The organism is Pantoea sp. (assembly GCF_032114055.1).
In the GTDB taxonomy this organism is placed as follows: Bacteria; Pseudomonadota; Gammaproteobacteria; order Enterobacterales; family Enterobacteriaceae; genus Pantoea.
Genome location: NZ_DAMCTB010000006.1, coordinates 88,181 through 112,620 on the forward strand (window position 1 = coordinate 88,181; position 24,440 = coordinate 112,620).

Consider the following 24,440-nt stretch of genomic DNA (forward strand, 5'->3'; position numbering starts at 1 on the left):
AGGACGTTATTGTTGGTAACGAAAGCGGAATTTTTCTTGTTCTGTTGCGGCTTTTGCCAGTATCCACTGTCGGAAGGCGGCTATTTTACCCAGTTCTGCCTGACTGTCATGACAAACCAGATAAAAAGCATTTTTACTGACCAGTACATCATTAAACGGACAGATTAATCGTCCGGCCTCAATTTCGCTCTGCGCCATGACATTGTTCGCCAACGCCACCCCCTGCCCATGGATCGCCGCCTGCAGCACCATCGCGCTGTGGCTGAAGATCGGGCCCTGCTGCACATTGATATGCTGCACCCCCAGCTGACGGATATAGGATTGCCAGTCCCGCCGTGAGGCATCGTGCAGGAGGGTAAAGCGCGACAGATCCATTGGCGTTTTTAGCGGATTATCGCCGGTCATCAGCGACGGTGAGCAGACCGGCAGCAGGTATTCGGCATAGAGTTTTTCGACCCGCAGCCCTGGCCAGTTACCGCGCCCATAAAAAATCGCCACGTCAACATCATCGGCCAGCTTCTCTTCGTCACGGTCCACAGCCTGGATGCGCACATCAATCCCCGGATAAGCCACATTAAAGCTGGAGAGGCGCGGAACCAGCCACTGAATGGCGAAACTTGGCAGCAGACTGACGGTCAGTGCCCCTTTGGCACTGCGCGCCTGCAGTTTGCGGGTCGCTTCATTGATAGCAGAGAAGATCTCTTTGATATCGAGATAGTAACTTTGTCCTTCCTCAGTCAGTAACAGCGAACGATTCCTCCGCCGAAACAGCTTTAAACCCAGAAAATCTTCCAGAGATTTAATCTGATGGCTTACAGCAGCCTGGGTGACAAACAGCTCTTCAGCGGCTTTGGTAAAGCTTAAATGGCGTGCGGCTGCGTCAAAAACACGCAGTGCGTTGAGGGGAGGAAGGCGTTTCGACATGGTTTTCCGTATCCGGCGCGGCGAAAAATACGCGAGCTTATACAAAGCGTTTACGTATTAGAATTTTTAATCCGAGGCATTATAATTTGTCCGTTGAGGAACCACCAGCAAATACCTATAGTTGCCGCACTTCCAGAGCCGGAACGAAAAGTTTTTAGATTTGTGAGTGAGTTCGCAGATTTTCTGAAAGCTTTTGGCTTGTGGTCGTGATGTTGTGTTTGCAATTTTTGATCCGACGATTGCGGATCGAGCTCTTAATTCCTGTAGATTTACCCTGTCTGTCCATAGTGATTTTAAATAGCACCGCAAATTGCGGTGCTTTTTTTTTGCTCTTACTGGCCTGATTCAACCATCTCTTTCACATCAGAACGGTTGATCTGCTGCTCGTTGCCATTCGCATCTTTATAGCTGATCATACCGGTGTCACTATCGACCTTAGGCTTGCCAACCGCCACAATAGTGCGGCCGTCATTTGTGTGCATGACGTAGTTGCTTGAACAGGCGCTCAGGGTAAAAGCCAGAGTACACACGGCCAGTACTGCGGTAAGTTTATTCATCTGCTATCTCCTTGTAGATTGATTGCATTAAACCGCCCGCGTTACGCTAATCAGAGGCAGCCGAAAAGTGAGATCGACTACGAAATATTCCGTCGTTATGCGGGTCTGGTTCAAACCTTGCAATATTCAGCATAACGCGCTTTTTCAGCTTTGCCAGACGCAGACCATTCTTTCAGTTTGGTCCTAATTATTCTCATCACGGACCCGGCATGACCGCTTTTAATCCCACCGTTTTTCGCCAGCAGTTTCCCGCGCTCACTGACGCCGGGGTTTATCTCGACAGCGCAGCCACCACGCTGAAACCTCACGCAGTCATTGAGAGCACGCAGCAGTTCTACAGCCTTAGCGCCGGTACGGTGCATCGCAGCCAGTTTGCCGCCGCGCAGGCCCTGACGCACCGCTATGAGCAGGCGCGCAGTCAGGTGGCCCGCTGGCTTAACGCTGCTGACGATCGTGAAATTGTCTGGACACGCGGCACGACCGAAGCGATAAACCTGGTAGCCAACAGCTGGCTGCGTCCGCGCCTGCAGCCCGGTGATGAAATTGTCGTCAGCGAAGCAGAGCATCACGCTAATCTGGTTCCGTGGCTGATGGCTGCCAGGGCCTGCGGTGCTCGCGTCGTAAAATGGCCATTAGGTCCGGATCGCCTGCCAGATATCAGCCAGTTACCTGCCCTGCTCAATAGCCGGACGCGTCTGCTGGCTGTGAGTCAGATGTCAAACGTCACCGGCGGCTGTCCCGATCTCGGCCAGGCGATAACGCTGGCCCATGGCGTAGGCGCGAAGGTCATGGTCGATGGTGCGCAGGGCGTGGTGCATTGCCCGCCGGATCTCCAGGCGCTCGACATCGATTTTTACGCCTTTTCAGCGCACAAAATTTATGGCCCGATGGGGATTGGCGCGCTGTATGGCAAAGCGGCGCTGCTGGAGGCGATGGCACCGTGGCAGGGCGGCGGCAAAATGCTGACCCAGGTCGATTTCAGTGACTTCACACCGCAGCCGGTGCCCTGGCGTTTTGAGGCAGGCACGCCAAATGTAGCGGGCGTCGTCGGATTAAGTGCCGCGCTGAGCTGGCTGTCGCAGTACGACCTGCCGCAGGCGGAGCGCTGGAGTCAGCAGCTTGCCACCCGGGCTGAGGAGCAGCTAGCGGAACTGCCTGGCTTTCGCAGTTTCCGCTGTAGCAACGCCAGCCTGCTGGCGTTTGAGTTTGCCGGTCTGCACCACAGCGACCTGGTCACCCTGCTGGCGGAACAGGGTATCGCCCTGCGCGCCGGTCAGCACTGTGCGCAGCCGCTGATGGCTGCACTGGGCGTCAGTGGTACGCTGCGTGCCTCTTTTGCCCCCTATAATAATCTGCAGGATGTTGATGCGCTGGTGCGCGCCATGAAGAGCGCCATCTCGCTGTTATCGGAGTTTTAACTATGCATTCATCGCCGTTAGCGCCACACCCTTTTGGCGCAGAGATCACTGTCGCTACGCTGAAGGAGAACTTCGGTCGTTTTCATCAGTGGGAAGATCGTTATCGCCAGCTGATTCAGCTGAGCCGCCAGCTGCCCGCGATGCCGGAAGAACTGAAGCGCGCGGAGATTGAACTGAGCGGGTGTGAGAATCGGGTCTGGCTGGGCAGCCAGTTGCAGGATGCGGGAACGCTGCATTTCTATGGCGACAGCGAAGGACGGATTGTGCGTGGCCTGCTGGCGGTGCTGCTGACCGCCGTTGAGGGACAGACGCCACAGCAGCTGCTGGCCAGCGATCCTCTGCAACTCTTTGATGAACTGGGTCTGCGCGCCCAGCTCAGCGCATCGCGCAGCAGCGGCCTGCAGGCGCTGGCCGCTGCGGTAGAGCACGCCGCGCGTCAGGCGCTGGCGGCGTCCTGACGAACGGCGCGCGCCAGAAACTTCTTCAGCGCGTGCGAAACGGCCACAAAACCAAAGGTTGCCGTTACCATGGTGGCGGCACCAAAGCCGGATGCGCAGTCCATTCGCTTCGGCCCCTCCGCCGTGCTGCGTGAGGCACAGACGCTGCCATCAGCCTGCGGATAGACCAGCGCCTCGGTGGAAAAGACGCAGTCGATTCCCAGTTTACCCTTACTGTTTTTCACCACGCCCAGGCTTTTGAGCCGTTCGCGCAGTTTCGCCGCCAGGGGATCCTGGATAGTTTTCGCCAGATCGGCGATCTGGATCTGTGTCGGATCGATCTGCCCGCCGGCACCGCCGGTGGTAATCAGCGGGATCTTATTCCGGCGACACCAGGCGATCAGCGCCGCTTTAGGCCGCACGCTGTCGATGGCGTCGATCACATAATCGAAACCAGCGGCCATCAGGTCTGCGGTATTCTCTGGCGTGATAAAGTCATCGATGCAGATCACCTCACAGTCAGGGTTAATGGCACGCAACCGCTCTGCCATAACCTCCGTTTTAGCTTTGCCGACGTTGCCCTGCAGCGCGTGCAGCTGACGGTTGGTATTGGTGATACAGACATCATCCATATCAATCAGGGTGATTTTACCAATGCCGGTGCGCGCCAGCGCCTCCGCCGCCCAGGAGCCGACGCCGCCGATGCCGATGACGCAGAAATGGGCGTCAGCAAACCGTTGCAGCGCATCCTGACCATAGAGACGCGCCGTGCCGCCAAAGCGCTGATGCCAGGCGTCATTTAACACTTTCATAGTTGAACCTGTAACGTCGTGCGGGCCCGCAGGCCCGCAGAGAAGAAATTAGTTAGCGCCGAGAAGCAGTGAACCATTATTACCGTTTTGCGGACTGGAGAACAGCGGCTGTCCGGCACCCGGCGCGGCTTTCAATACCCAGACGCGGCCATAGTGATTATAGAAGCCCGCCAGATGCGCAGCGTCCGGACCGATACCCTGATAGATATCAAAGTGCTGTCCTTTAATCGCGCCGCCCACGTCAAGGGCGACCATCAGGCGCATCTCATATTTACCGTTGAACTTGCCCTTCTCATTGAGCTGCGGCACTTCCGCCAGTAGCACCGTACCCGGCGGAATGATCGAGCGGTCAGAGGCCACAGAAGCTTTCGCGACCAGCGGCACCGCGCTGGCGCCACGCACCGGCGTAAAAGGCTCGGCCTTAAAGAAAACGAATGATGGGTTGGTTTCCAGCAGCGCACGCACTTCCTGTGGCGAGTGCTCCTGCGCCCACTGCCGGATTGCCTGCATCGACATATCTTCGCGCTTCACTTCGCCGCGGTCGATTAGCTCTTTGCCGATGCTGTGGTAGCCCCAGCCATTCTTGCCGGCGTAACCAAAGAAGGTCATCGGACGGCCATCGCCAAAATCGACGTACCCACTGCCCTGCACATCCATCATGAAGTTATCGATCAGTGAGTTGCTGTAGGCAATGACGTAGCGGTCATCGAGCCCGCCACTGTAGATAGAGGCACGGCTCGGTAATTTCGCACCCCGTTTGCGTGGTGGCATACGATAGATCGGATACTGGAATTCGCCCTGACGGGTGTAACGCGCCTCCACTACCGGCGTGTAATATCCGGTAAACTGCACGTTACCGTAGTTATCTGTGCCCTCCATCTGCCAGGCATTCAGACCATACTGGCGAAGCTGTCGGGTATCGGCCCCCGCCATCAGCCAGCTCTCAATCGCACTATAAGTGCCACTCTGACGGCCATAGAGCGCCGATGAGGCGGACTGGATCTGGCGCACCTGCTCACCAAAGTCCCGGCCATTTACCGGTGCGCCTTTGGCGTTGGGCTGATTCACCAGCGCCAGCGGCTGTTCCAGTTTGCCATCTTTATATTGCTGACCGCGATCGGTCGGTTTAGAGCTACAGGCCGCCAGCAGCGTAATCAACGCGCCAGTGAGTGCATACTTCACCCAATGTGATTTCATTCTCTTCTCTTTTTATAACTGTTCGCCCCGCGACGATAGCAAAGCGCCCGACAGAATGAAATGCATCCGCTTTCACGCTGTGCGGATCAGTTCAATAATTAATCAGATGGGGGAATCCTTCAGCAACTGGCTGTTAATTTGGCTTTTATTTGTAAAAAGGGGTTGCATCAATCAGCGCGGAGAGTATAGTGCGCTTCCACGGACGCGGGGTGGAGCAGCTTGGTAGCTCGTCGGGCTCATAACCCGAAGGTCGTCGGTTCAAATCCGGCCCCCGCAACCAATACTTCTGACGCAGTTTTCAGAAGTCACAATGTGAAAAGTCGCAATGCGCAATACGGACGCGGGGTGGAGCAGCCTGGTAGCTCGTCGGGCTCATAACCCGAAGGTCGTCGGTTCAAATCCGGCCCCCGCAACCAATACTTCTGACGCAGTTTTCAGAAGTCACAATGTGAAAAGTCGCAATGCGCAATACGGACGCGGGGTGGAGCAGCCTGGTAGCTCGTCGGGCTCATAACCCGAAGGTCGTCGGTTCAAATCCGGCCCCCGCAACCAATCATTTAAACACCTGAAAGGGTGTTTTTTTGTTTCTGACATTCCTGATTTTCTTTTACGCCCTCTCCGGTTCGAAAAGTGTGCGGATAGCCCGGGCTACCCGCTCTGCGTTACCGATGTGCCAGCGCCGCCCCACTCTCGACATAGGCTTTAATGCCGTTCAGAATCGCCTCCGCGACCTGATGCTGATAGCGGGTGGTTCGCAGTTTACGCTCCTCCTCCACATTACTGATAAAGGCTGTCTCTACCAGGATAGAGGGGATATCGGGCGCTTTGAGAACCGCAAATCCGGCCTGATCCACCGTGCGTTTATGCAGATGGTTAATGCGCCCCATGCGATGCAGCACCTCTTTACCAAATTTCAGGCTGTCGTGAATCGTCTGCCGCTGCACCATATCGAACATGGTGTGATCGAGGTAACGGTCACCGCTTTTGCTGACGCCGCCTATCAGATCAGATTCGTTTTGTGTCTGTGCCAGGAAGCGGGCAGCCGCAGAGGTCGCGCCGCTGGTGGATAAGGCAAATACCGAGGATCCCCGTGCTGCCCGGCTGGTAAACGCATCTGCATGAATGGAGACAAAGAGATCGGCGCGCTGCTTGCGGGCTTTGGCGACCCTGACCCGCAGCGGAATAAAGACATCTTCGTTGCGTGTCATGTAGGCTTTCATGTTGGGCTGTTTGTCGATCAACGCTTTCAGTCGCCGGCCAATCTTCAGCACAATATCCTTCTCGCGGGTCTTATATTTGCCGTGCGCACCGGGATCTTCGCCGCCATGACCGGGATCGATCATAATGATAATCGGCCGGTCGCGTCCTGCTTTGCCCGGCAGCGGCGCCTGCACCCCTTCATCCTTTTCAAGTTCGCCCTGGTTATAATCTTTCAGCAGCGCCAGCAGTGGATCATCTTCGACATGATCCTGACTCGGGTAGAGGTCGACCACCAGCCGGTGATTGATCCCGGCGACCGGTGCCAGGTTAAAGATTTTCGGCGCGACGTTGCGCTTTAACTCCAGTACCACGCGCACCGTATTGCTGTCGAACTGGCCGACCCGGGCATTTTTGATAAAAGGATCGTCGACCCGGACCTGCTTGTTCACCCCTTTCAGGACCGGATTAAGGTGCAGGCCCTCAATATCGATCACCAGACGATCGGGATGGGTCAGGGCAAACTGTTTGTACTTCAGCGCGACGCTGGACTCCAGCGTCATCCTTGAATAGGTGGATGAGGGCCAGATCCGTACCGCCACAATGTGATTTTTAGCCGCCAGCCCTGTGCGGCTGACGCTTAACAGCAGTAAGGCGCCTGTCCCCTGTAAAAATCGTCTGCGTGAAAAATGGGAATTACCGTCTGACATGCCGCTCCAGCTGCTGTGTTATGTCTGAAAAAGCGCCAGTTAATAAAATGGCGGCGAAAACTTTATCCAATCCACAGGATGATGTCACCCCGGAAACCCTAAATAATGCAGGCTGTTAGCGGCTTTGACACCCGGAAAAACGTAAATTTTCGTCAGGATTAAGGCTTGCAAATTCGCCCGTAAAAGCATAAAAATACAAAAAATACGAATAAACATTCATTGAGGGTTGGCCGTGAAGGAACGTAGTACCGAGCTGGTTCAGGGTTTTCGCCATACCGTTCCCTATATCAATGCCCACCGTGGCAAAACCTTTGTCATCATGTTGGGTGGCGAAGCGATTGAGCATGAGAACTTCTCTGGCATCGTTAACGATATCGGCCTGCTACACAGTCTGGGCATCCGGCTGGTGGTCGTATATGGCGCACGGCCGCAGATTGATGCCAGCCTCGCTCAGCAGCAGCTGGAGCCGGTTTATCACAAGTTCACACGGGTCACCGATGCGCAGTCACTGGAACTGGTCAAGCAGGCGGCTGGCCGGTTGCAGCTGGATATCACCGCCCGCCTCTCAATGAGTCTCAACAATACGCCGCTGCAGGGCGCGCATATTAATGTTGTCAGCGGCAACTTTATTATTTCGCAGCCGCTGGGCGTGGATGATGGCGTCGATTACTGCCACAGCGGGCGTATCCGTCGTATTGATGAAGAGGCGATTCATCGTCAGCTGGATAACGACGCCATTGTGCTGCTGGGCCCGGTGGCGGTTTCCGTGACCGGCGAGAGCTTTAATCTGACGTCAGAAGAGGTGGCCACCCAGCTGGCGATCAAGCTTAAAGCGGAAAAGATGATCGGCTTCTGCTCTGAACAGGGCGTGCTGAACAGCGAAGGCGAGATTATCTCCGAGCTGTTCCCGAATGACGCCCAGGCCCGTATCGATGAAATTGAAAAAGAGGGCGACTACCTCTCCGGCACCGTCCGTTTCCTGCGTGGCGCCGTAAAAGCGTGCCGCAGTGGTGTGCGCCGCAGCCACCTGATTAGCTATCAGGAAGATGGTGCGCTGCTGCAGGAGCTTTTCTCTCGCGACGGTATCGGCACGCAGATCGTAATGGAGTCGGCAGAGCAGATCCGCCGCGCCAACATCAACGATATCGGCGGTATTCTTGAACTGATTCGCCCGCTGGAGCAGCAGGGCATTCTGGTGCGTCGCTCCCGCGAGCAGCTGGAGATGGAGATCGATAAATTCACCATTATTCAGCGCGATAATCTGACGATCGCCTGTGCCGCACTTTATCCATTTATGGACGAGAAGATCGGTGAAATGGCCTGTGTGGCGGTGCATCCGGACTATCGCAGCTCCTCACGCGGTGAGATGCTGTTGCAGCGTGTGGCGCTGCAGGCGAAGCAGATGGGACTGGAAAAGCTGTTTGTGTTAACCACCCGCAGCATCCACTGGTTCCAGGAGCGCGGCTTTACCCCGGTCGATATCGAATCGCTGCCGGAGAGTAAAAAAGAGATGTACAACTATCAGCGCCGCTCAAAAGTGCTGATGGCCGACCTGACCTGACGGACGCGGTAAGAAACAGGCGGCCTCCGGGCCCCCTGTCTCCTGCCCTCTTCAGCCGCCTGCGGCCAGTCGTTCGACCAGACCGCTGCGTCGCTGCGTCTGCTGCTGAACCGCGCGCTGAAACACCCCACGTTCGCTGTAGATCGTCAGCTGCTGCCGCGCACGGGTGATCGCGGTGTAGACCAGTTCCCGCGTCAGCACCGGCAGAAACTGCGTCGGCATGACCAGCGCAGTATGATCAAACTCCGACCCCTGCGATTTGTGCACTGTCATGACCCAGGCCGTTTCGTGTGACGGCAACCGGCTCGGCTGAATCGCCTTGATCGACCCATCGGGCAGCGGGAAGAAGACCCGGAGATTGCCCTCCTCATCGCGCAGCGTAATACCGATATCACCATTGAACAGGCCAAGCGCGCTGTCATTGCGGCTGATCATAACCGGCCGTCCGGCATACCAGCGGCTGCCGACGCCGGGACGCCGGATGCGCTGTAACTGCATCAGTCGCTGTTCGATGCGCTGATTCAGACCCTGCACGCCAAAGGGCCCTTCACGTAAGGCGCACAGCAGCTGATACCGTCCAAATGCGGCGATCACCTCCGCCGGGGGCGCCTGCTCTCTGATGAGCTGCAGAAACGGCTGATACCCCTGCGCGACCTCATCCAGCATCGTCTGATAAGCTTCGGCGCTGTTCAGCGTCTGATAGCTGACATCCGCGCAGGCCGAGGTGAACAGAGTATTGACCTGTGCAGCATCCCCCCGATTGATTGCTTTCGCGAGCTGACCAATGCCGGATGTGGCGTCAAAGCGGTAACTCTTCTGCAGCAGGCAGATGCTGTCGCGCACGGAGGGCGCCTGTGCATCCTCACTGCCCTCGAGGGCGCAGCCCGTCAGCCGTGCGAGCTGCTCTGCCCGGGCCAGACTGTAACCGCCCTCGGTGCAGCGGCAGATATCGCCCAGCACGGCTCCTGCCTCAACTGAGGCGAGCTGGTCGCGATCGCCCAGAAAGATCACACGTGCATGGCCAGGCAGTGCGGCAATCAGTTTTGCCATCATCGGCAGGTCAACCATCGATGCCTCATCCACGACCAGTACATCCAGATGCAGCGGATTCCCGGCGTGGTAGCGCATCCGCTGGGTATCGGGCTGGGCGCCCAGCAGACGATGCAGCGTGGTGGCTTCAGCCGGAAAACGCCGCCGCTCTTCGTCGCTGACGGCCAGATCCTGCAGGGCTTTGCCCAGTGATTCAGTCAGCCGCGCGGCAGCTTTGCCGGTTGGTGCGGCCAGCTGGATCCGCAGTGCGCCCGGATGCAGCCGGATCAGCGCAGCGAGGAGCTTCGCCACGGTGGTGGTTTTACCGGTGCCCGGCCCGCCAGAGATCACCGCCGTCTTACGGGTCAGCGCCACGGCCGCCGCAATCTTCTGCCAGTCCTCTGGCTGGTCACCAAACAGCGTGTTCAGCACCTCGCCTGCGGCCTGGATATCAAACGCGTTTTTTACCTCCTGGGCAGCAAAGAAGTCGGCGACCCGGCCTTCACTCTGCCACAGCCGGTGCAGATACAAACGCTGGTGGCTCAGCACCAGCGGGGTTACCCGACTGCCGTCGCTGACGGCCGGCCAGTCAGCCAGACGTGCAGGCCAGTCATCCGGCGCGCCCGCCGCCTGCCAGATCGCTTGGGCCAGCGCAGGCTGACGCCCGGCAAACAGGTTTGCTTCGCAGAGGTTGCTGAGTGGCAGACAGACATGTCCCTCACCGGCTTCCGCACTGACGCAGGCCGCCGCCAGCAGCAGTGCAGGCTGTGATTCCGGCGCGATCAGTCGCGCAAACTGAATATCCAGCGGTCGCAGGAGGCGCTTCTCTGCCGCCTGCAGCAGCAGGCTCAGCATCTCATTCATTCCCCCTCCCCGGGTTCACCAAACAGTGCATCAATCTCTTCCACAAAAGCGTCGTCAGGACGGGTGGCAAAGATGCCGTTGTCAGGCGAACTGCCATCCATCCCGCGTAAAAACAGATAAAAAACGCCGCCAAAATGGTTCTCATAGCGGTAGCCCGGCAGACGATGCTGCAGATAGCGATGCAGCGCCAGCGTATAGAGCTGATACTGCAGATCGTAGCGGTGGCCGATCATCGCCTGTGCCATCGCCTCTGGAGTGTAAGCGGCGTGACTCTCCCCGAGCCAGTTCGATTTATAGTCGAGCAGATAATATTTGCCCTGCCAGCGGAAGACCAGGTCGATAAAACCTTTCAGCATTCCGCGCACCTGGCGAAAATCCAGAGGCGCGGCCTGACGGGAAAGCGGATCGTGCCGCCGCAGCAGCGCGTCAAGATCGGCCGCCGTCAGCAGGTTGTTGATTGGCAGATAGAACTCCATCTCAATCAGGCGTTCGCTGCTCTTTATCGCCGACAGCGTCATCCCCTCCGCGTTAAGCGGTGTACGCAGGACGCGTTCGATCCACTGCTCCAGTACCGGTAACCAGCTGAGCGGATAGCCATTGTGCTGCAGCTGATCTTCAAGCCAGATGCGGTCCGGCGATTCGGTAAAGTCGATTGATTCAAACAGACCATGCAAAAACGTGCCGGGTGCCGCGCCGCGCGGAAAGTGGTGAGGCGTCAGAGCCGCCTCTTCGTTCGTCTCCTCCTCACCTGCCGCGTCAATATCGAAGCTGGGCAGCGCATCCAGCAGCGGCGAACTATGATGCTGTTGCAGGCCAGAGTAGCTGGTTACGCGCCAGAGATCGGTCAGCGTGCGCGTCATGTCGCGGCTGCTTAATGCCTCATCGCCCTGCCGTGCATCCTGCCACATCTCGCCTGGCAGCAGATCATCGTCTGTCAGCGCAATGCCCTCACCGCATAGGGCATTCAGCCGCTGGCTGAGCTGCCGGGCATCGGCCGCCTCGCCCTGCTGCACCAGATAGCCCAGCGCGCTCTTGTGCAGATCGCTTTCGCCCTCTTTTTTGCGGGTGCCTTTGATCAGCGGCGCAATACCGACGCTGCAGTGATAGACCGAACGGGTCAGCGCCACATACAGCAGTCGCAAATCTTCCGCCAGACGCTCCTCTTCGGCCAGCGCCAGGCTTTGTGCATCCCCCTGCACATCCAGCAGCGCCGTAAAGGTGTCGCGGTCGTGGTAGAGCGCGCTGGCGGCCTCGCGGAATCCGGCAGCAAACGGCAGCCAGACCAGCGGATACTGCAGCCCTTTCGATTTATGGATCGTGATGATCTGCACCAGATGCCGATCGCTTTCCAGACGCAACTGCTGGCTGGCGGCCTGGCTGTTTGGCCGGGCGATCTGCTGCGCCAGGAAGCGCACCAGCGCATGCGGACTCTCCAGCTGCACCGACGCCTCCTGCAGCAGTTCACCCAGATGCATCAGGTCCGTCAGCCGCCGCTCACCATTTTCCGAGGCCAGCATATTCTCCGCCAGCTGCCGTTTAATCATCACGTCCCGCAGCATTGGCAGCACACCGCGCTGATGCCACAGCTGCTGCCAGGTGGCGAACTGCTCTACCAGCGCATCCCATTCGCGTTCGTTCTGCGTCAGCGCGTCAAGCGTCGCCGCATCAATGGCAAAAATGGAGGTTGCCAGCGCGCTGCGTAGCAGACGTTCCTGTTCCGGTGCCTGTATCGCCTGCAGCAGCCAGAGTAACTCACGCGCTTCCGGCGTGGTGTAGACGCTGTCCCGGCTGGAAAGATAGACCGACGGAATGGCCAGCGCATTCAGCGCATCGCGGATTAAACCGGCCTCATTGCGGCTGCGCACCAGTACGGTGATGTCGGATGCCCGCACCGGCTGGAGAGCCTCACCTTTACCCAGCAGTGCGCGTCCCTGCTGACCTGCAACCAGCCAGCGGCTGATGTCGGCCGCGCACTGCTGCGCCATAAACTGCTGGTAGTCACTGCTGCCGACGCCCTCGCCAGGCTGCAGCCAGAAGCGCAGCGCCGGTTGCTGCTGCTGATCAAACGTCAGCGTCAGCGACTGATTTGATGTTGCAGGCTTCACCGGCTGGAAGGGGATCGCCGAAAAGAGAAAGGGCGAATCGACCTGGGAAAAAAGCCGGTTCACGCTCGCGACCATCTCGGGAGAGGAGCGCCAGTTGGTGTCCAGGGTGTAGTGAGCACTAACTTCGCTTCTGGCCCGCAGATAGGTAAAGATATCCGCGCCGCGAAACGCATAAATTGCCTGCTTGGGATCGCCAATCAGAAACAGTGCCTGTTCCGGCTGATTAATGTAGAGCGCGCGGAAGATACGATACTGCTGTGGATCGGTATCCTGAAACTCATCAATCAGGGCAACCGGGAAGCGTGCCCGGATGGTGTCGGCCAGCAGGACGCCGCCCGGCTGTTGCAACGCCTCATCCAGCTTACTGAGCAGATCGTCAAAGCCTAACAGCGCACGTAGCCGTTTCTCACGCTGCACCGTGGCACGCACATCGGACAGCGCCTGAGCAATGATCACATCGCGCAGCGACAGGGGTTCTGCCAGGAACTGATCGATCGCCTCAAACAGCGCATGACGGGGCGCTTCACCCTTTTTGGTTTTCTCCTCCAGCACCTGCTGCCCGAAACGCTCCAGCTCTTTAGGCAACTGATAATCCAGCGTCTCGCTGCTGGCCCACTGCGTGACGCGGACCACCCAGTTGGGCAGATGTTTACTGCTGTAGCTGCGTTTATCAACGCCTGATGCGCTGATAATCCCCTCTACATCTGCGCTCAGCGCCTGCCACTGCTGCTTGATAGCACTGATACGCGCCAGGTTACGGGCGTGGCGGTTCTCCAGTGTCTCACCGGCTTCGGGCGGACGTTTCAGCCCCGGCGACTCCCCCTGCAGCCAGGGGCGCAGCGTTGCCAGCAGACTGTCAGGCCCGTTCCACTCTGCGGCGATGATCCGTGCCACATCAAGACTCAGCGGGTAGCACTGGCGACGCCAGAAATCAGCGGTTGACTGTTTCAGCAGCGCCTGCTCATCTTCAATTAACTCCTGCTCGAACAGCATCCCCGATTCAAAAGCATTGAGATTGAGCATCCGCTGACAGAAGCCGTGAATGGTGAAGATGGCGGCTTCGTCCATCTGTCGTTCAGCCGCCAGCAGTTGTGCGGCTGCCTGACTCAGATCCGGCATCTGCGCCAGCAGTAACTGGTGCATCGGATTACTGCTTTTGCCGCGAATGCAGGCCAGACGCAGCTGATGAATATTGTCGCGGATACGTCCGCGCAGTTCAGCGGTAGCGGCCTCGGTAAAGGTCACGACTAAAATCTCTTCCACCGAGAGTGGCCGGCTGTAAGCATTTTCACCGCCCAGCCCCAGCAGCAGCCGCAGATAGAGCAGACCAATGGTAAAGGTTTTGCCGGTACCGGCGGACGCCTCAATCAGCCGCTCGCCCCTGAGCGGCAGTGTCAGAGGATTCAGCGAAATGGCAGGTAACAGTGTCATGGGGTTTCACTCTTTACCGGCAGCGACTGCTGCAGTTTTGCTACTTCAGCCCAGGTCTTCCAGCCCGGCTGCCGGGCAAAGTCGGTTTTGCCGCTGCCTGCAATCTGTGAAGTCATCACCATACCTTTGTGTTCAATCACGGCGCGACGGAAAAAGTCCGCCAGGCTGACCGGGGTCAGCTGCTGAACCTGCTCAATCATTTTCTGTCGGGTATCGAAGCGGTCGTTGTGACGATCGAAGTCGCGGCCGAAACGATCGGCTTCTTCATACAGCGTCTGAGGACGCTTCTGCAGATCGTTAATCATCGCCTGCTGATACTGCACAAAATCGGCCTGACTCATACTACGCAATCTTTTTTCTGCCTGAGAATAGAACGCCTGATACCGCTGCAACAGCCAGCCGGGCTGCTTACTGTTACTTTGCAACAGAAAGCCAACGCCCCACTGCCGTCCCACGGGCATCTGGAAGGCAAACACCGCATAGCCGAGCTGCTCTTTAGTACGCAGCTGATTGTAGAACCACGGCTGTACGATCTGGCTCAGCATCGCGCTGTTCGCCATGCTCTGATATTCACTGTATCCCAGTGGCACGTAGAGGGCGGCCAGCGCAGAGTCCGTGCTGCTGCCCTGCTGTTGCAGATTAGCTTTCAGCGGTTTGTTGATGGTGACGAACTTGCTGGGCCAGTGACGCGGTGCATGACTCTGCATCTGCTCCCTGAGCTCATGCCCGAGCCGGACCACACTGTCTGCACTGAGATTGCCCACCACCATCATCTCCGGCGTGGCATCACGAAACAGCGTATCGCGGTAGTCGGTAACATCCTGAAGTGAGATACCACTCACCAGCCTGCGACGGGTTTCGCGCTGGGTGTAGGGCAGCTGCGACAGCAGCTGCATCGGCTGAATAGCCTGCTCAAATGCCTTGCCTTTTTCCGCCGCGTCGAGCCGCTCCAGATACCAGGATTTGGCCTGCGCCAGCTGCTGTTCTGTTGGCCGGAAAGTCGCATACCCTTCCACCAGCTTTTTCAGCAGCATTGGCAGCCGCTGAGTAAATCCACTGGCGCTGAATACCAGCCCCTCATCTTCGCCGGTTGAGAAACTGATGCCGCCGACCGACGCCTGTGCGTTCAGTTCATCCAGCGCCAGGCTGGAAAGGTAATCATTCAGCCCGAACAGCACCTGCTGGCGGGCGTCACTGATGGCGTGCTGACTGCGCAGCGCCAGCGTTATTGCCGCTTTCGGCTCGCTGGCATAGTAACGGCTGGGCATCCAGTAAATACGCATCCCGTCTTTGTTTTCCAGCCTGACCGGGTGGGTGTAAGTTTTGCCATCTGACGGCAACAGGGTGAAATCATCCGGGATATAGGGATTCAGCACCGGCATCGCCAGGGTGATCTGGCTGGCGCGCTGCTGCCAGTCAGCGAAGGTGGCTGGCGTGATTTTCTCCACCTGATAGGGCGCTTCAACGAAATAGGCCTTTTTATCGTGTGGCTCCTGCGGGCTGATATACCAGATGCGCGCATGCTGCGGCGTCATCTCATCCAGCCGGGCGTGTATCGCGGCCGCGTCATACTCGTCCGCCAGATAGGGAGCATCCAGCGTATGTTCAACCGGGACGCGCAGCATGGTATCCACCAGCCACTCGATGTAATCCATGTCGCGGGTGATGGAGGGATAGCGGAAGTCCAGCGCCAGCACGTGCGATACCTCATCGAAGTAGCGCTTATCATCACTCTGCTGACGCAGCAGATTGATATAGCTGAAGATCGCCGCCACGACCTCGTCACGCTGCGCCAGACCTTTGTCGGTCAGGGAGGCGGTAATGGCAAAGACGCCGCTGTTACGCTCGGTCATCGGGTCAGCGCCCGCGTTGACGCCGTCGGCCAGCCCCTGTTTCTGCAGCCAGTCGGTAAGCGTATTTTTACTGCGGTTGCTGATCAGATAGCTGATGAGCGTGTCGGTTTTACTGCGGAAGCGATCGCTGTTGTTGGCAATGCGGAACTCAATTTTCAGCTGTTTGCGCGGCTGAGCCGGAACGTAGTGAATGATGATGCCCTGCTGCGCATCGGTCACTACCGGCACCGTTATCTCTGGCACGCTGGCATCATGATTCTGTACCCGGCCAAAGGTTCTCGCCGCAATCGCCGCCATCTCGGGTAACGGTTTGTTGCTGTAGATGACCGCCTTCATCAGGTTGGCGGAGTAATAGGTGTGGTAGAAATCCAGCAGCGCCTGATGCAGCTTGCTGCCCGGTTTATCTTTCAGGGTGTCGAGATTACCGCCTGAGAAGCGTGACGCCGGATGCGCCGGGTTCAGGGTTTCCGCGCCGACCTGCGCCATGCGCAGTCCGTCGCGCGAACGTGCCATTGTCAGCTCGGCATTGACGGCATGGCGTTCGCGATCGGCGTTAACCGGATCCAGCAGCGGCTCAGCCACCGCATCGGCCAGCCGATCAACCGCTGGCTCCAGCGAATCATTTTCCACTTCCAGATAGAAAGCGGTGCGATACGCCGCGGTACTGGCGTTATGGCTGCCGCCATGCTTTTTCAGGAATTCAGCCAGATTGTCCGGCTGCGGGTAGTGCTTTGAGCCCATCAGCACCATGTGTTCCAGATAGTGCGCCAGTCCTGCCTGCTGATCGGGATCGTCCAGCGATCCGATCGGCAGCGTCAGCGCGGCCAGGGATTCAGGCGCGTCTGGATCGGACACTAACAACACGGTCATGCCGTTATCCAGCCGGATTGCCTGATAATGGCGTGGATCCTGTTCACTCTTGCGAATGGTTTCATTCACCGGCTGCCAGCCTGATGAGGCCTCCGCCAGAGCCGTGCAGGCCGTCAGGCCGAACATCAGCGCCGCTATCCAGCGTGCGTATACCCGCATGTAAACTCCTCTCATTTCCCGATGAGCCGCCCGTTTCTGACCCGGCGGCTCAAAGCAGAGCAAAATTGCTGTGTAAAAATTCAACAGGCAAAAGCGCGTGCTGAGCGGTTATTCATCGTCCTGATGCGCTATCAGCACCGGCAGATACCAGTGCTGTGCTGCCTCAGTGATCTGCTGCAGCTGCGTCTCATCCAGCACCCGGCAAAGACGCTGCAGATAGGGGTCGCCCCCCTCACCTTCCACCTGATAGTTGCCCTGCCAGGCGGTCAGCAGGCGATTACGCGCTTTAAGCTGCGTCGTCTCATCGCTAAGCAGCTGCTGACTTTTTTTGTCGTAGCTGGCGGTAAGCCAGGCGCCTCCGCTTTTATTGAGCAGCATCAGCGGCTCGCGCATACCGGCCAGATAACCCGCGACATACTCATTCAGCGCCGCGATCGCCTCTGTCTGCGGCAGCGAAAGAAACGTCCAGCGGCTCTTCTGGCGGCCGAACATCCGGCTGCTGCCGGTGCCGCCCAGTGCGCAGTAGACCAGGTGCTCCAGCCAGAGTAACAGTCCGTCGTTCATGTTAAGCACGCCGGGCCGCCAGCGCAGCAGTCCATCATCCTGCACCTGCGTCAGCCAGCCGGTTAAACTGACCTGCTCCAGTTGCAGATTGACCTCCCAGCTCTCGCCGTCGCTGCGCTGCGTGATCACTTCCGTGGCCACTTCCTGCATCTCATCGCGCTGTGCCTGCCAGAACAGTTCACCGAACGCCCCATAGGGCAGATTGCCGGCCGCGCGATGATGCGCGTAGAGCCGCTGCGTATCTTCACCTTCGACCAGCGCATTCAGCAGCTGCGCATTAATCTGATAACGTTCGAGATTGTCGAGCGCAAAAGGCTCGCTGTCGGGCAGTTCGTTCTCCTCCAGCCAGAAGCTGACGCCGAGCCGCTGGTGGAACCAGGCACGCACCGGATGCCGCCAGAAGCGCAGAAACGCTTCCAGCGTCAGCGTCTCAATCACCGGGGCCGCCAGCGGCTGCACAAAGTCGGGCTGAGCCTGCCCCGCTTTCTGCGCGGCAGGCAGCCACTCACGGGCAAAACTCTGCACCCGGGCAGCCGGCTGAAAGTTCTCCGCATCAAACGGCATCCGGCTGTGCAGATGCTGCAGGTGCATCCGCACCCGTTCTGCACTTTCATCCAGCTCCAGATGGCCGTCCCCCTCCAGATAGAAACTCTGTCCGATGTAATCCAGCAACTCTGTGACCAGAACAGAGGGATAGCGTTCCGTATTATCCTGAATCGCCCGGCCGATGTAGCTGATATAGAGCTGCCGCTGCGCAGAGATCATCGCCTCCAGAAAGAGATAACGGTCATCATCGCGGCGACTGCGGTCGCCTTTGCGGGACTGCTGCTGCATTAAATCGAAACCCAGCGGGGCGAGCGTGCGCGGATAGACGCCATCGTTCATCCCTAGCAGGCAGACCAGCTGGAAAGGAATGGATCGCATCGGCATCAGGGTACAGAAGTTAATCTGCCCGGCCAGGAAACGCTGACTGATGCGCTGCTGGTCAAGCCGGCTGCGCAGATCGTCGCGCAACAGCGATACCGGAATCGCCTCGTCAAACCGCGCTGCCATGCCGTAGTCGATCAGCGTCTGCCACTGCTCTTCGACCAGCAGCAGTGCGGCCTCGGTTTCTGCATCGGGGCTGAAAAAGGCGTTCAGCAGTTCACGGCACAGTGGCAGCCATTCGGCCAGTGGCCTGGATTCAGCCAGCCGCTGTCGCCAGTCATTAAGCCGGGAGAGCAGCTCTGCCAGATGGCCCGCCAGTTCTCCCACCAGACCACTCGATTCGTCATAGGGCAGGATCCCTTCCCAGTCACCGTTGTGGCTCTCCATCGCATAACCCAGCAGCATACGCTGCAGGCCAAAACGCCAGGTGTGCTGGCCGGTAATCGGCAGGGAGAGCGCTTCCACGCTGGCATCATCCAGCCCCCAGCGTACCCCCGATTCGCTGACCCAGCGCCGCAGCAAACGCAGGCCGCTTTCATCAATTGAGAAGTGAGCAGCCAGCGCCGGGACATCCAGCAGCGCCAGCACATCCTCCGAGACAAACCGGCTGTCCGGCAGCGCCAGCAACTGCAAAAACGCCACAATGGCCGGATGCGCCTGACTGGCGCGACGGTCTGAAATGGCAAAAGGCAGATAGCGATCGGCTGGTGCATTGGCAAATACCGCCTGGATGAAAGGCGCATAGGCGTCGATATCGGCCACCATGACGATGATGTCACGTGCTTTTAAATCCGGATCGACCTCCATCATCGCCAGCAGATGATCCTGCAGAACTTCGACCTCACGCTGGGCGCTGTGGCAGACCTGAACGGCAATAGAGCGATCGTCCGGATCCAGACAACGCTTTCGATCGCTGTGTGCCAGTTCCGCAGCATTCAGACCAATAATGGCGTTGTCCTGCAGATTTAGAAGATCGTGTTGCATAGAGTGCAGCAGATTATCCGGCTCAACATCCACAAAGGCATCGATATCGTCGTTTGACTCCATCTGACTGAGCAGGAACAGATTGTCACGCCCCAGCTTGCCCCAGGAGGCGAGCAATGGATTCGTCAGCTGCTGCTCCCCGGCGTCGTTAAACAGCGCCGGAGCCTGCTCTGCATCACGGAAAAGCGCCCGTGTTTCATCCGCGCCGTGACGCCGGCGCTGACGACTCTGCAGTTTCGCCAGAAACGCGTAATCCTGAATATCGCCCCAGTAATCACGACAGGGGTTGGTGAACAGCAGGTGGATATCGATGTGACGGCCCAGGGCCTGCAGCGCCTGCAGATAGACCGGCGGCAGCGCCGAGATGCCACAGATGAACACCCGCTTTGGCAGATTCTCTGGTGTGCTTTTCGCCTGCTCCAGCGTCTGGATAAAGCGCGCATAGAGGTTGGCACGGTGCCATTCCGGCTGGCGCAGGGCCTGAGTATAACTCACCAGATCGCGCCAGAGGGCGGCCTGCCAGCGCTGCGCTTCCCCCAGCCCCTCGATCGTTTCACCACGCTCCCAGCTGTTAAGCCAGTCGGCACGATAAACCAGATACTGGTCAAAGAGGTCGGCTATACGGGTACTGAGCTGAAAAAGCTTACGTTTGTCGCCGTCGTCATGGAGGTAGTGCCGTAATGAGGTGAACTCCTCCTGCTCCAGCATGACCGGCAGCCGGTGCATCAGTTTCCAGCCCATGCTGGCCTTGCTGAAGGCACTTTCTACCGGGATATCCGGCAGGACGCGGACAAACATCTCCCAGATAAAACTGGCGGGCAGCGGAAAATCGATGTTGGCCGCGATACCAAAGGTTTGCGCCAGCTCCATCTGCAGCCATTGCGCCATGCCAGGGCTCTGCACCAGGATCATCTCGGCGGCAAACGGGTCATCAAGAGGATCATGTTTAATCACCGCAGCCGCCAGAATTTTCAGCACATCGAGCTGATTTGAGTGATAGACATGAAACATGAAAACTCCTGTGATAACTCAGAACATAACTGCGGTATTGCGGCCCTGTCACTTTACCGCGTATCGCCGTTGAAACCCATCAAAAGGGCGACCTGTTGCGCTTAACATCGCAGTCGCGTGAGCGTGGCACGGCGCTGCCAGGGGCCCGTGACGTCAGCCTGTTCAAAGGTACAGCCTGATGGACCGCTTTTTTGTTGCAGGCTGGATGCCCAGCCCGCCACGTCATGCCCGTTCAGTCGCTGCTCAGCGACCCGCCAGGCCTCGCGCTGCGCCCACTGCTGGCTGAAGTTCAGCGCCAGAGCGCGGTGATAGTGCAGCAGTGTGCTAGTGCTTAACGCCATAAGCAGCAGCGCAAACAGGAGTTCCGGCAGGCTGAATCCGTGACAGTTACAGGCAGGCGGCCGGAGGCGTGAGCGGACAATAGTCGATCCAGCCGTGCGGCAGCGCGATAACCTGACTACCCTGTAGCCTGACCCAGTGCCAGACGGCCATGCCGCTGTCGCTGGCCTCCCCTTTAAGCAGCGCATCATCTTTTTCACCTCGCTGTAAACAACTGCGCCAGCCCTGACGGTTGTCCTGCTGACAGCGCCCGGCCTCGCTGCCTGACCAGCGCAGGGAGAACCCCCACTGCAGCGCAGACTGTGCCCGCCAGAAATCGTTGATGTAGTGCTGCTCATCCGCCAGCAGCCGCATCCCCTGCTCAGACAGTTTGCGGCTGGCGTGCAGCGTGACGCTGCCGATCAGCAGCATCATCAGGACCATGCCCAGTGCGCTGCTGCCTCGCTGCTTCACAGATTCTCTCCTTCGACCCAGCTCTCGATCGTTTCAAGCCAGCGTCCGGCCCGCCCCTGCAGCACGATCCTGATCTGCGTACCCTGCCGACGGATACTGAACTGCTCCAGCGTCATAAAGGCGGGATCGGAGAGCCGCTCCCAGCCCGCGGACTGACACTCATCCACCCCTCGCTGCGTCTCAAGCTGCCGCTGTCGCAGGCGATAGCCGTAATAATCGCTGCCGGTATGGCCCACCGCCTCCCATCTCCCGTTGCTGTTCTCATCCCAGCGCAGCAGCAGGCAGTTCTCGCGGAGGGTCAGTGCGCCCGGCCCGCATTCGCCATGACAATAGCCAGCGCGCCGCACCGCTTTTTCCAGCGTGGCCATTATCTGCTGCAACTCCTGGCGCAGCTGCGCCCGCTGCAGCACGCTGGCACTCTCTGCCAGCAGGCGCGGCAGAAAACGTCCGACGCTGATCATTACAACGGCACTGATTGCCATTGCGATCAGCATCTCCAGCAGGCTGAATCCGGTCGCTTTCATGAACAGCTCTCCTCATCCGTCATGCAGAGACGAATACGGGCCCTGGCTGAGATAATCAGCCTTATGCGCCCGGCGCGGTTGTCCAGCCCGATGCTGCCCGCAGTGGCAACGTTGCGACGACCATAGAAACCCGGTTCGCCCCGGATGCCGGTGAGTGCAACATCCGGGTGCGGGGCCAGGAAATGCAGCGGGTTACCGGGATGACATTCCCCGACAGGGGGGCCGACACCGATGCACCAGGGCGTGCCAGGCCGCGACCAGAGAACCAGATCGCTGTTGTGCCGGTTCGCCCGGGCGCGTATCCGCAGCAGAAATCCCTGCAGTTGCTGCGCACTGTCGCGCAGTTGCTGTCGCTGCTGCCAGCGCTGCCAGCCGTGCAATGCCGTGAGGCTTAATGCGCCGGCAATCACCATCACCAGCAGCAGTTCCGGCAGGGTAAAACCCCGCATGTATGCTGTTTTCATAGGGTGAGAATGCGGTTTGCAAATAGGTGAAACAAGGGGGAATGAGGCACGCCGGAACGGGGGTGGCAGAAAATCAGCCTGACCAACAGTGGCGCTCAAAAGCGTGCGGGGGGTGCCGCAGATTCCGCGCTCCGGGGGCAAAAAAAAGCCCCGGCGGCAAGCCAGGGCTTTCTCGTTTTTATCGATCAGATGGCGACGGGGGCTTTGATCGCAGGATGCGGATCGTAGCCTTCAATCTCAAAGTCATCGAACTGATAGTCAAACAGTGATGCCGGCTTGCGTTTAATGACCAGCTTTGGCAGCGGACGCGGTTCGCGGGTCAGCTGCAGGCGCGCCTGCTCCAGATGGTTACTGTAGAGATGCGTATCGCCGCCGGTCCAGACAAAGTCGCCGACCTGCAGATCGCACTGCTGCGCCACGATATGCACCAGCAGCGCATAGCTGGCGATGTTGAACGGCAGGCCCAGGAAGATGTCGCACGAACGCTGATAGAGCTGGCAGGAGAGCTTGCCATCCGCCACGTAGAACTGGAAGAACGCGTGGCAGGGTGCCAGTGCCATCTCACTGAGTTCACCGACATTCCAGGCAGAGACGATAATCCGGCGAGAGTCGGGATCGCGCTTCAGCTGCTCCATCACCTGGCTCAACTGGTCAATCTCCTGACCGCTGGCGGTTCCCCAGCTGCGCCACTGCTTGCCATAGACCGGGCCAAGATCGCCGTTCTCATCTGCCCACTCATCCCAGATTGAGACCTTGTTCTCTTTGAGGTAGCCGATGTTGGTGTCACCCTTCAGGAACCACAGCAGCTCATGAATAATCGAGCGGATATGACATTTCTTGGTAGTGACCAGCGGAAACCCTTCCTGCAGATTGAAACGCATCTGGTGACCAAAAATTGAAAGCGTACCGGTGCCGGTACGGTCAGCTTTTGGTGTGCCTTCGTTCAGCACATGCTGCATTAAATCCAGATACTGTTTCATTTTTCCTCACGAAATTGGGGCTGCGGGCGACGACGATACGCCCAGATCATCATAATAATGCCGGCAACAATCATCGGCACAGAAAGAATCTGTCCCATGCTGATGCCGCCTTCAAACAGGCCAAGCTGGGCATCCGGCTGGCGGAAGAACTCCACGATAATGCGGAACGCGCCATAGCCAATCAGGAACAGGCCAGAGACGCTGCCCATCGGGCGTGGCTTGCGAATAAACAGGTTGAGGATGATAAAGAGTACGATACCTTCCAGCGCCAGTTCATAGAGCTGCGACGCGTGACGTGGCAGCACGCCGTAGGTGTTCAGCAGGGCCTGATACTGCGGATTGTTGGCGGCCAGCGCCACATCCTCGCTGCGTGAGCCCGGAAAGAGCATGGCATAGCGGAAGTTCGGATCGACACGGCCCCAGAGTTCGCCGTTGATGAAGTTACCGAGACGGCCGGCACCCAGACCAAACGGGATCAGCGGCGCAATAAAATCAGAGACCTGGAAGAAGGTACGTTTGGTGCGGCGGGCGAAGATCAGCATCACCACAATCACCCCAATCAGGCCACCGTGGAACGACATACCGCCATCCCAGACCTTGAAGAGATAGAGAGGGTTTTCCAGGAACAGCGGCAGGTTGTAGAACAGCACATAACCGATACGTCCGCCCAGGAATACCCCCAGGAAACCGGCGTACAGCAGGTTCTCAACTTCCTCTTTTTTCCAGCCGCTGCCAGGTTTATTTGCCCGGCGTACCGCCAGCCACATGGCGAAAACAAAGCCCACCAGATACATAAGACCGTACCAGTGAAGCGAAACCGGTCCGATCGAAAAGATCACCGGATCGAACTGCGGAAATGCAATATAGCCGTTATTCATCATTCACCGTCTATTTTTCAGCCCTGAAAAGGGGTGTTGTCAGGCACATAAATTAAGGCTGCGCATCATAGCACAGCCGGTTTTGTGAAATGTCCCGCAAATGTAAACGCGGATAACCCGTTTAGCCTGACCCGTCAGGCGTACATTGTTGCAGCCAGTCCGGCTAGGGACAGTGCGGAACAACCGGCGCAT

At 58.2% G+C, this 24,440-nt stretch carries 18 protein-coding genes and 3 tRNA genes; 6 read left to right on the plus strand and 15 right to left on the minus strand.

The genetic code is table 11. The features are described 5' to 3' along the window. Nucleotides 1–6: 6 nt before the first annotated feature. On the minus strand, nt 7–924 hold the full coding sequence (locus RT657_RS12060) for a transcriptional regulator GcvA (protein WP_313654735.1): 918 nt from the start codon (nt 922–924) through the stop codon (nt 7–9). Between the two features lie 332 nt (nt 925–1,256). Continuing rightward, nucleotides 1,257–1,481 (minus strand): YgdI/YgdR family lipoprotein, encoded by a 225-nt coding sequence (locus tag RT657_RS12065; protein WP_313654736.1) that lies wholly within the window; start codon nt 1,479–1,481, stop codon nt 1,257–1,259. A gap of 209 nt (nt 1,482–1,690) precedes the next feature. Between RT657_RS12065 and csdA the strand changes: the two genes are divergently transcribed. Continuing rightward, nucleotides 1,691–2,899 (plus strand): cysteine desulfurase CsdA, encoded by a 1,209-nt coding sequence (gene csdA / locus RT657_RS12070; RefSeq protein WP_313654737.1) that lies wholly within the window; start codon nt 1,691–1,693, stop codon nt 2,897–2,899. A 2-nt stretch (nt 2,900–2,901) separates the two neighbouring features. After that, on the plus strand, nt 2,902–3,357 hold the full coding sequence (gene csdE, locus RT657_RS12075; RefSeq protein ID WP_313654739.1) for a cysteine desulfurase sulfur acceptor subunit CsdE: 456 nt from the start codon (nt 2,902–2,904) through the stop codon (nt 3,355–3,357). On the opposite strand, the gene tcdA is transcribed toward csdE, so the two are convergent. Then, the gene (gene tcdA, locus RT657_RS12080; protein ID WP_313654740.1) at nt 3,336–4,148 is read right to left on the minus strand and encodes a tRNA cyclic N6-threonylcarbamoyladenosine(37) synthase TcdA; all 813 of its coding nucleotides are present in this window, start codon (nt 4,146–4,148) and stop codon (nt 3,336–3,338) included. The genes csdE and tcdA overlap by 22 nt on opposite strands. A 48-nt stretch (nt 4,149–4,196) precedes the next feature. Further along, entirely contained in the window at nt 4,197–5,345 is a 1,149-nt protein-coding gene (gene mltA / locus RT657_RS12085; protein WP_313654741.1) for a murein transglycosylase A, read from the minus strand. Nucleotides 5,346–5,548: 203 nt separating this feature from the next. Between mltA and RT657_RS12090 the strand changes: the two genes are divergently transcribed. The 3 genes from RT657_RS12090 to RT657_RS12100 all read left to right on the plus strand — a co-directional run bounded on the left by RT657_RS12090 (nt 5,549) and on the right by RT657_RS12100 (nt 5,897). Continuing rightward, nucleotides 5,549–5,625: transfer RNA gene (locus RT657_RS12090), tRNA-Met, on the plus strand. Nucleotides 5,626–5,684: 59 nt separating this feature from the next. Continuing rightward, nucleotides 5,685–5,761: transfer RNA gene (locus RT657_RS12095), tRNA-Met, on the plus strand. A gap of 59 nt (nt 5,762–5,820) precedes the next feature. Then, nucleotides 5,821–5,897, plus strand: a tRNA-Met gene (locus RT657_RS12100). Nucleotides 5,898–6,007: 110 nt separating this feature from the next. Here the strand turns inward: RT657_RS12100 and amiC are convergent. Then, complete coding sequence (gene amiC, locus RT657_RS12105) at nt 6,008–7,252, minus strand: N-acetylmuramoyl-L-alanine amidase AmiC (RefSeq protein ID WP_313654742.1); 1,245 nt, start codon at nt 7,250–7,252, stop codon at nt 6,008–6,010. A 232-nt stretch (nt 7,253–7,484) separates the two neighbouring features. On the opposite strand from amiC, the gene argA reads away from it, so the two are divergent. Next, nucleotides 7,485–8,813 carry an amino-acid N-acetyltransferase gene (gene argA / locus RT657_RS12110; protein ID WP_313654743.1) on the plus strand — a complete coding sequence of 443 codons (1,329 nt, stop codon included), beginning with the start codon at nt 7,485–7,487 and terminating at the stop codon, nt 8,811–8,813. Nucleotides 8,814–8,864: 51 nt separating this feature from the next. Here argA and recD read toward each other — a convergent pair whose 3' ends face one another. The 10 genes from recD to lgt all read right to left on the minus strand — a co-directional run bounded on the left by recD (nt 8,865) and on the right by lgt (nt 24,248). Beyond that, on the minus strand, nt 8,865–10,706 hold the full coding sequence (gene recD / locus RT657_RS12115) for an exodeoxyribonuclease V subunit alpha (protein ID WP_313654744.1): 1,842 nt from the start codon (nt 10,704–10,706) through the stop codon (nt 8,865–8,867). Next, the gene (gene recB / locus RT657_RS12120) at nt 10,703–14,242 is read right to left on the minus strand and encodes an exodeoxyribonuclease V subunit beta (protein WP_313654745.1); all 3,540 of its coding nucleotides are present in this window, start codon (nt 14,240–14,242) and stop codon (nt 10,703–10,705) included. The genes recD and recB overlap by 4 nt, the downstream gene beginning before the upstream one ends. Further along, nucleotides 14,239–17,124: a pitrilysin gene (gene ptrA, locus RT657_RS12125; protein WP_313654746.1), complete on the minus strand. Its 2,886-nt coding sequence runs from the start codon at nt 17,122–17,124 to the stop codon at nt 14,239–14,241. Before ptrA ends, recB begins: the two co-directional genes overlap by 4 nt. A 108-nt stretch (nt 17,125–17,232) precedes the next feature. Beyond that, nucleotides 17,233–20,610 (minus strand): exodeoxyribonuclease V subunit gamma, encoded by a 3,378-nt coding sequence (gene recC / locus RT657_RS12130; protein ID WP_313654747.1) that lies wholly within the window; start codon nt 20,608–20,610, stop codon nt 17,233–17,235. A gap of 101 nt (nt 20,611–20,711) precedes the next feature. Next, the gene (locus RT657_RS12135; protein ID WP_313654748.1) at nt 20,712–20,951 is read right to left on the minus strand and encodes a prepilin-type N-terminal cleavage/methylation domain-containing protein; all 240 of its coding nucleotides are present in this window, start codon (nt 20,949–20,951) and stop codon (nt 20,712–20,714) included. Between the two features lie 46 nt (nt 20,952–20,997). After that, nucleotides 20,998–21,402 (minus strand): DUF2509 family protein, encoded by a 405-nt coding sequence (locus RT657_RS12140; RefSeq protein ID WP_313654749.1) that lies wholly within the window; start codon nt 21,400–21,402, stop codon nt 20,998–21,000. Then, a complete protein-coding gene (locus RT657_RS12145; protein WP_313654750.1) occupies nt 21,399–21,926 on the minus strand; it encodes a prepilin peptidase-dependent protein in 528 nt (175 codons plus the stop codon). The genes RT657_RS12140 and RT657_RS12145 overlap by 4 nt, the downstream gene beginning before the upstream one ends. Continuing rightward, nucleotides 21,923–22,390, minus strand: a complete 468-nt coding sequence (locus RT657_RS12150) for a prepilin-type N-terminal cleavage/methylation domain-containing protein (RefSeq protein WP_313654751.1) — start codon at nt 22,388–22,390, stop codon at nt 21,923–21,925. The genes RT657_RS12145 and RT657_RS12150 overlap by 4 nt, the downstream gene beginning before the upstream one ends. A gap of 185 nt (nt 22,391–22,575) precedes the next feature. Continuing rightward, the gene (thyA, locus tag RT657_RS12155) at nt 22,576–23,370 is read right to left on the minus strand and encodes a thymidylate synthase (protein ID WP_313654752.1); all 795 of its coding nucleotides are present in this window, start codon (nt 23,368–23,370) and stop codon (nt 22,576–22,578) included. Further along, nucleotides 23,367–24,248, minus strand: coding sequence for a prolipoprotein diacylglyceryl transferase (gene lgt, locus RT657_RS12160; RefSeq protein ID WP_313654753.1), 882 nt, complete (start codon nt 24,246–24,248; stop codon nt 23,367–23,369). The genes thyA and lgt overlap by 4 nt, the downstream gene beginning before the upstream one ends. Nucleotides 24,249–24,440 lie beyond the last annotated feature (192 nt).

Coding starts and splice junctions, on each gene's coding strand:
- csdA (WP_313654737.1), top strand. CDS start 1,691: ATGACCGCTTTTAATCCCACCGTTTTTCGCCAGCAGTTTCCCGCGCTC.
- tcdA (WP_313654740.1), bottom strand. CDS start 4,148: ATGAAAGTGTTAAATGACGCCTGGCATCAGCGCTTTGGCGGCACGGCG.
- recB (WP_313654745.1), bottom strand. CDS start 14,242: ATGACACTGTTACCTGCCATTTCGCTGAATCCTCTGACACTGCCGCTC.
- recD (WP_313654744.1), bottom strand. CDS start 10,706: ATGAATGAGATGCTGAGCCTGCTGCTGCAGGCGGCAGAGAAGCGCCTC.
- RT657_RS12060 (WP_313654735.1), bottom strand. CDS start 924: ATGTCGAAACGCCTTCCTCCCCTCAACGCACTGCGTGTTTTTGACGCA.
- RT657_RS12150 (WP_313654751.1), bottom strand. CDS start 22,390: ATGAAAACAGCATACATGCGGGGTTTTACCCTGCCGGAACTGCTGCTG.
- csdE (WP_313654739.1), top strand. CDS start 2,902: ATGCATTCATCGCCGTTAGCGCCACACCCTTTTGGCGCAGAGATCACT.
- RT657_RS12135 (WP_313654748.1), bottom strand. CDS start 20,951: ATGGCGTTAAGCACTAGCACACTGCTGCACTATCACCGCGCTCTGGCG.
- ptrA (WP_313654746.1), bottom strand. CDS start 17,124: ATGCGGGTATACGCACGCTGGATAGCGGCGCTGATGTTCGGCCTGACG.
- thyA (WP_313654752.1), bottom strand. CDS start 23,370: ATGAAACAGTATCTGGATTTAATGCAGCATGTGCTGAACGAAGGCACA.
- RT657_RS12145 (WP_313654750.1), bottom strand. CDS start 21,926: ATGAAAGCGACCGGATTCAGCCTGCTGGAGATGCTGATCGCAATGGCA.
- lgt (WP_313654753.1), bottom strand. CDS start 24,248: ATGAATAACGGCTATATTGCATTTCCGCAGTTCGATCCGGTGATCTTT.
- amiC (WP_313654742.1), bottom strand. CDS start 7,252: ATGTCAGACGGTAATTCCCATTTTTCACGCAGACGATTTTTACAGGGG.
- RT657_RS12065 (WP_313654736.1), bottom strand. CDS start 1,481: ATGAATAAACTTACCGCAGTACTGGCCGTGTGTACTCTGGCTTTTACC.
- mltA (WP_313654741.1), bottom strand. CDS start 5,345: ATGAAATCACATTGGGTGAAGTATGCACTCACTGGCGCGTTGATTACG.
- recC (WP_313654747.1), bottom strand. CDS start 20,610: ATGTTTCATGTCTATCACTCAAATCAGCTCGATGTGCTGAAAATTCTG.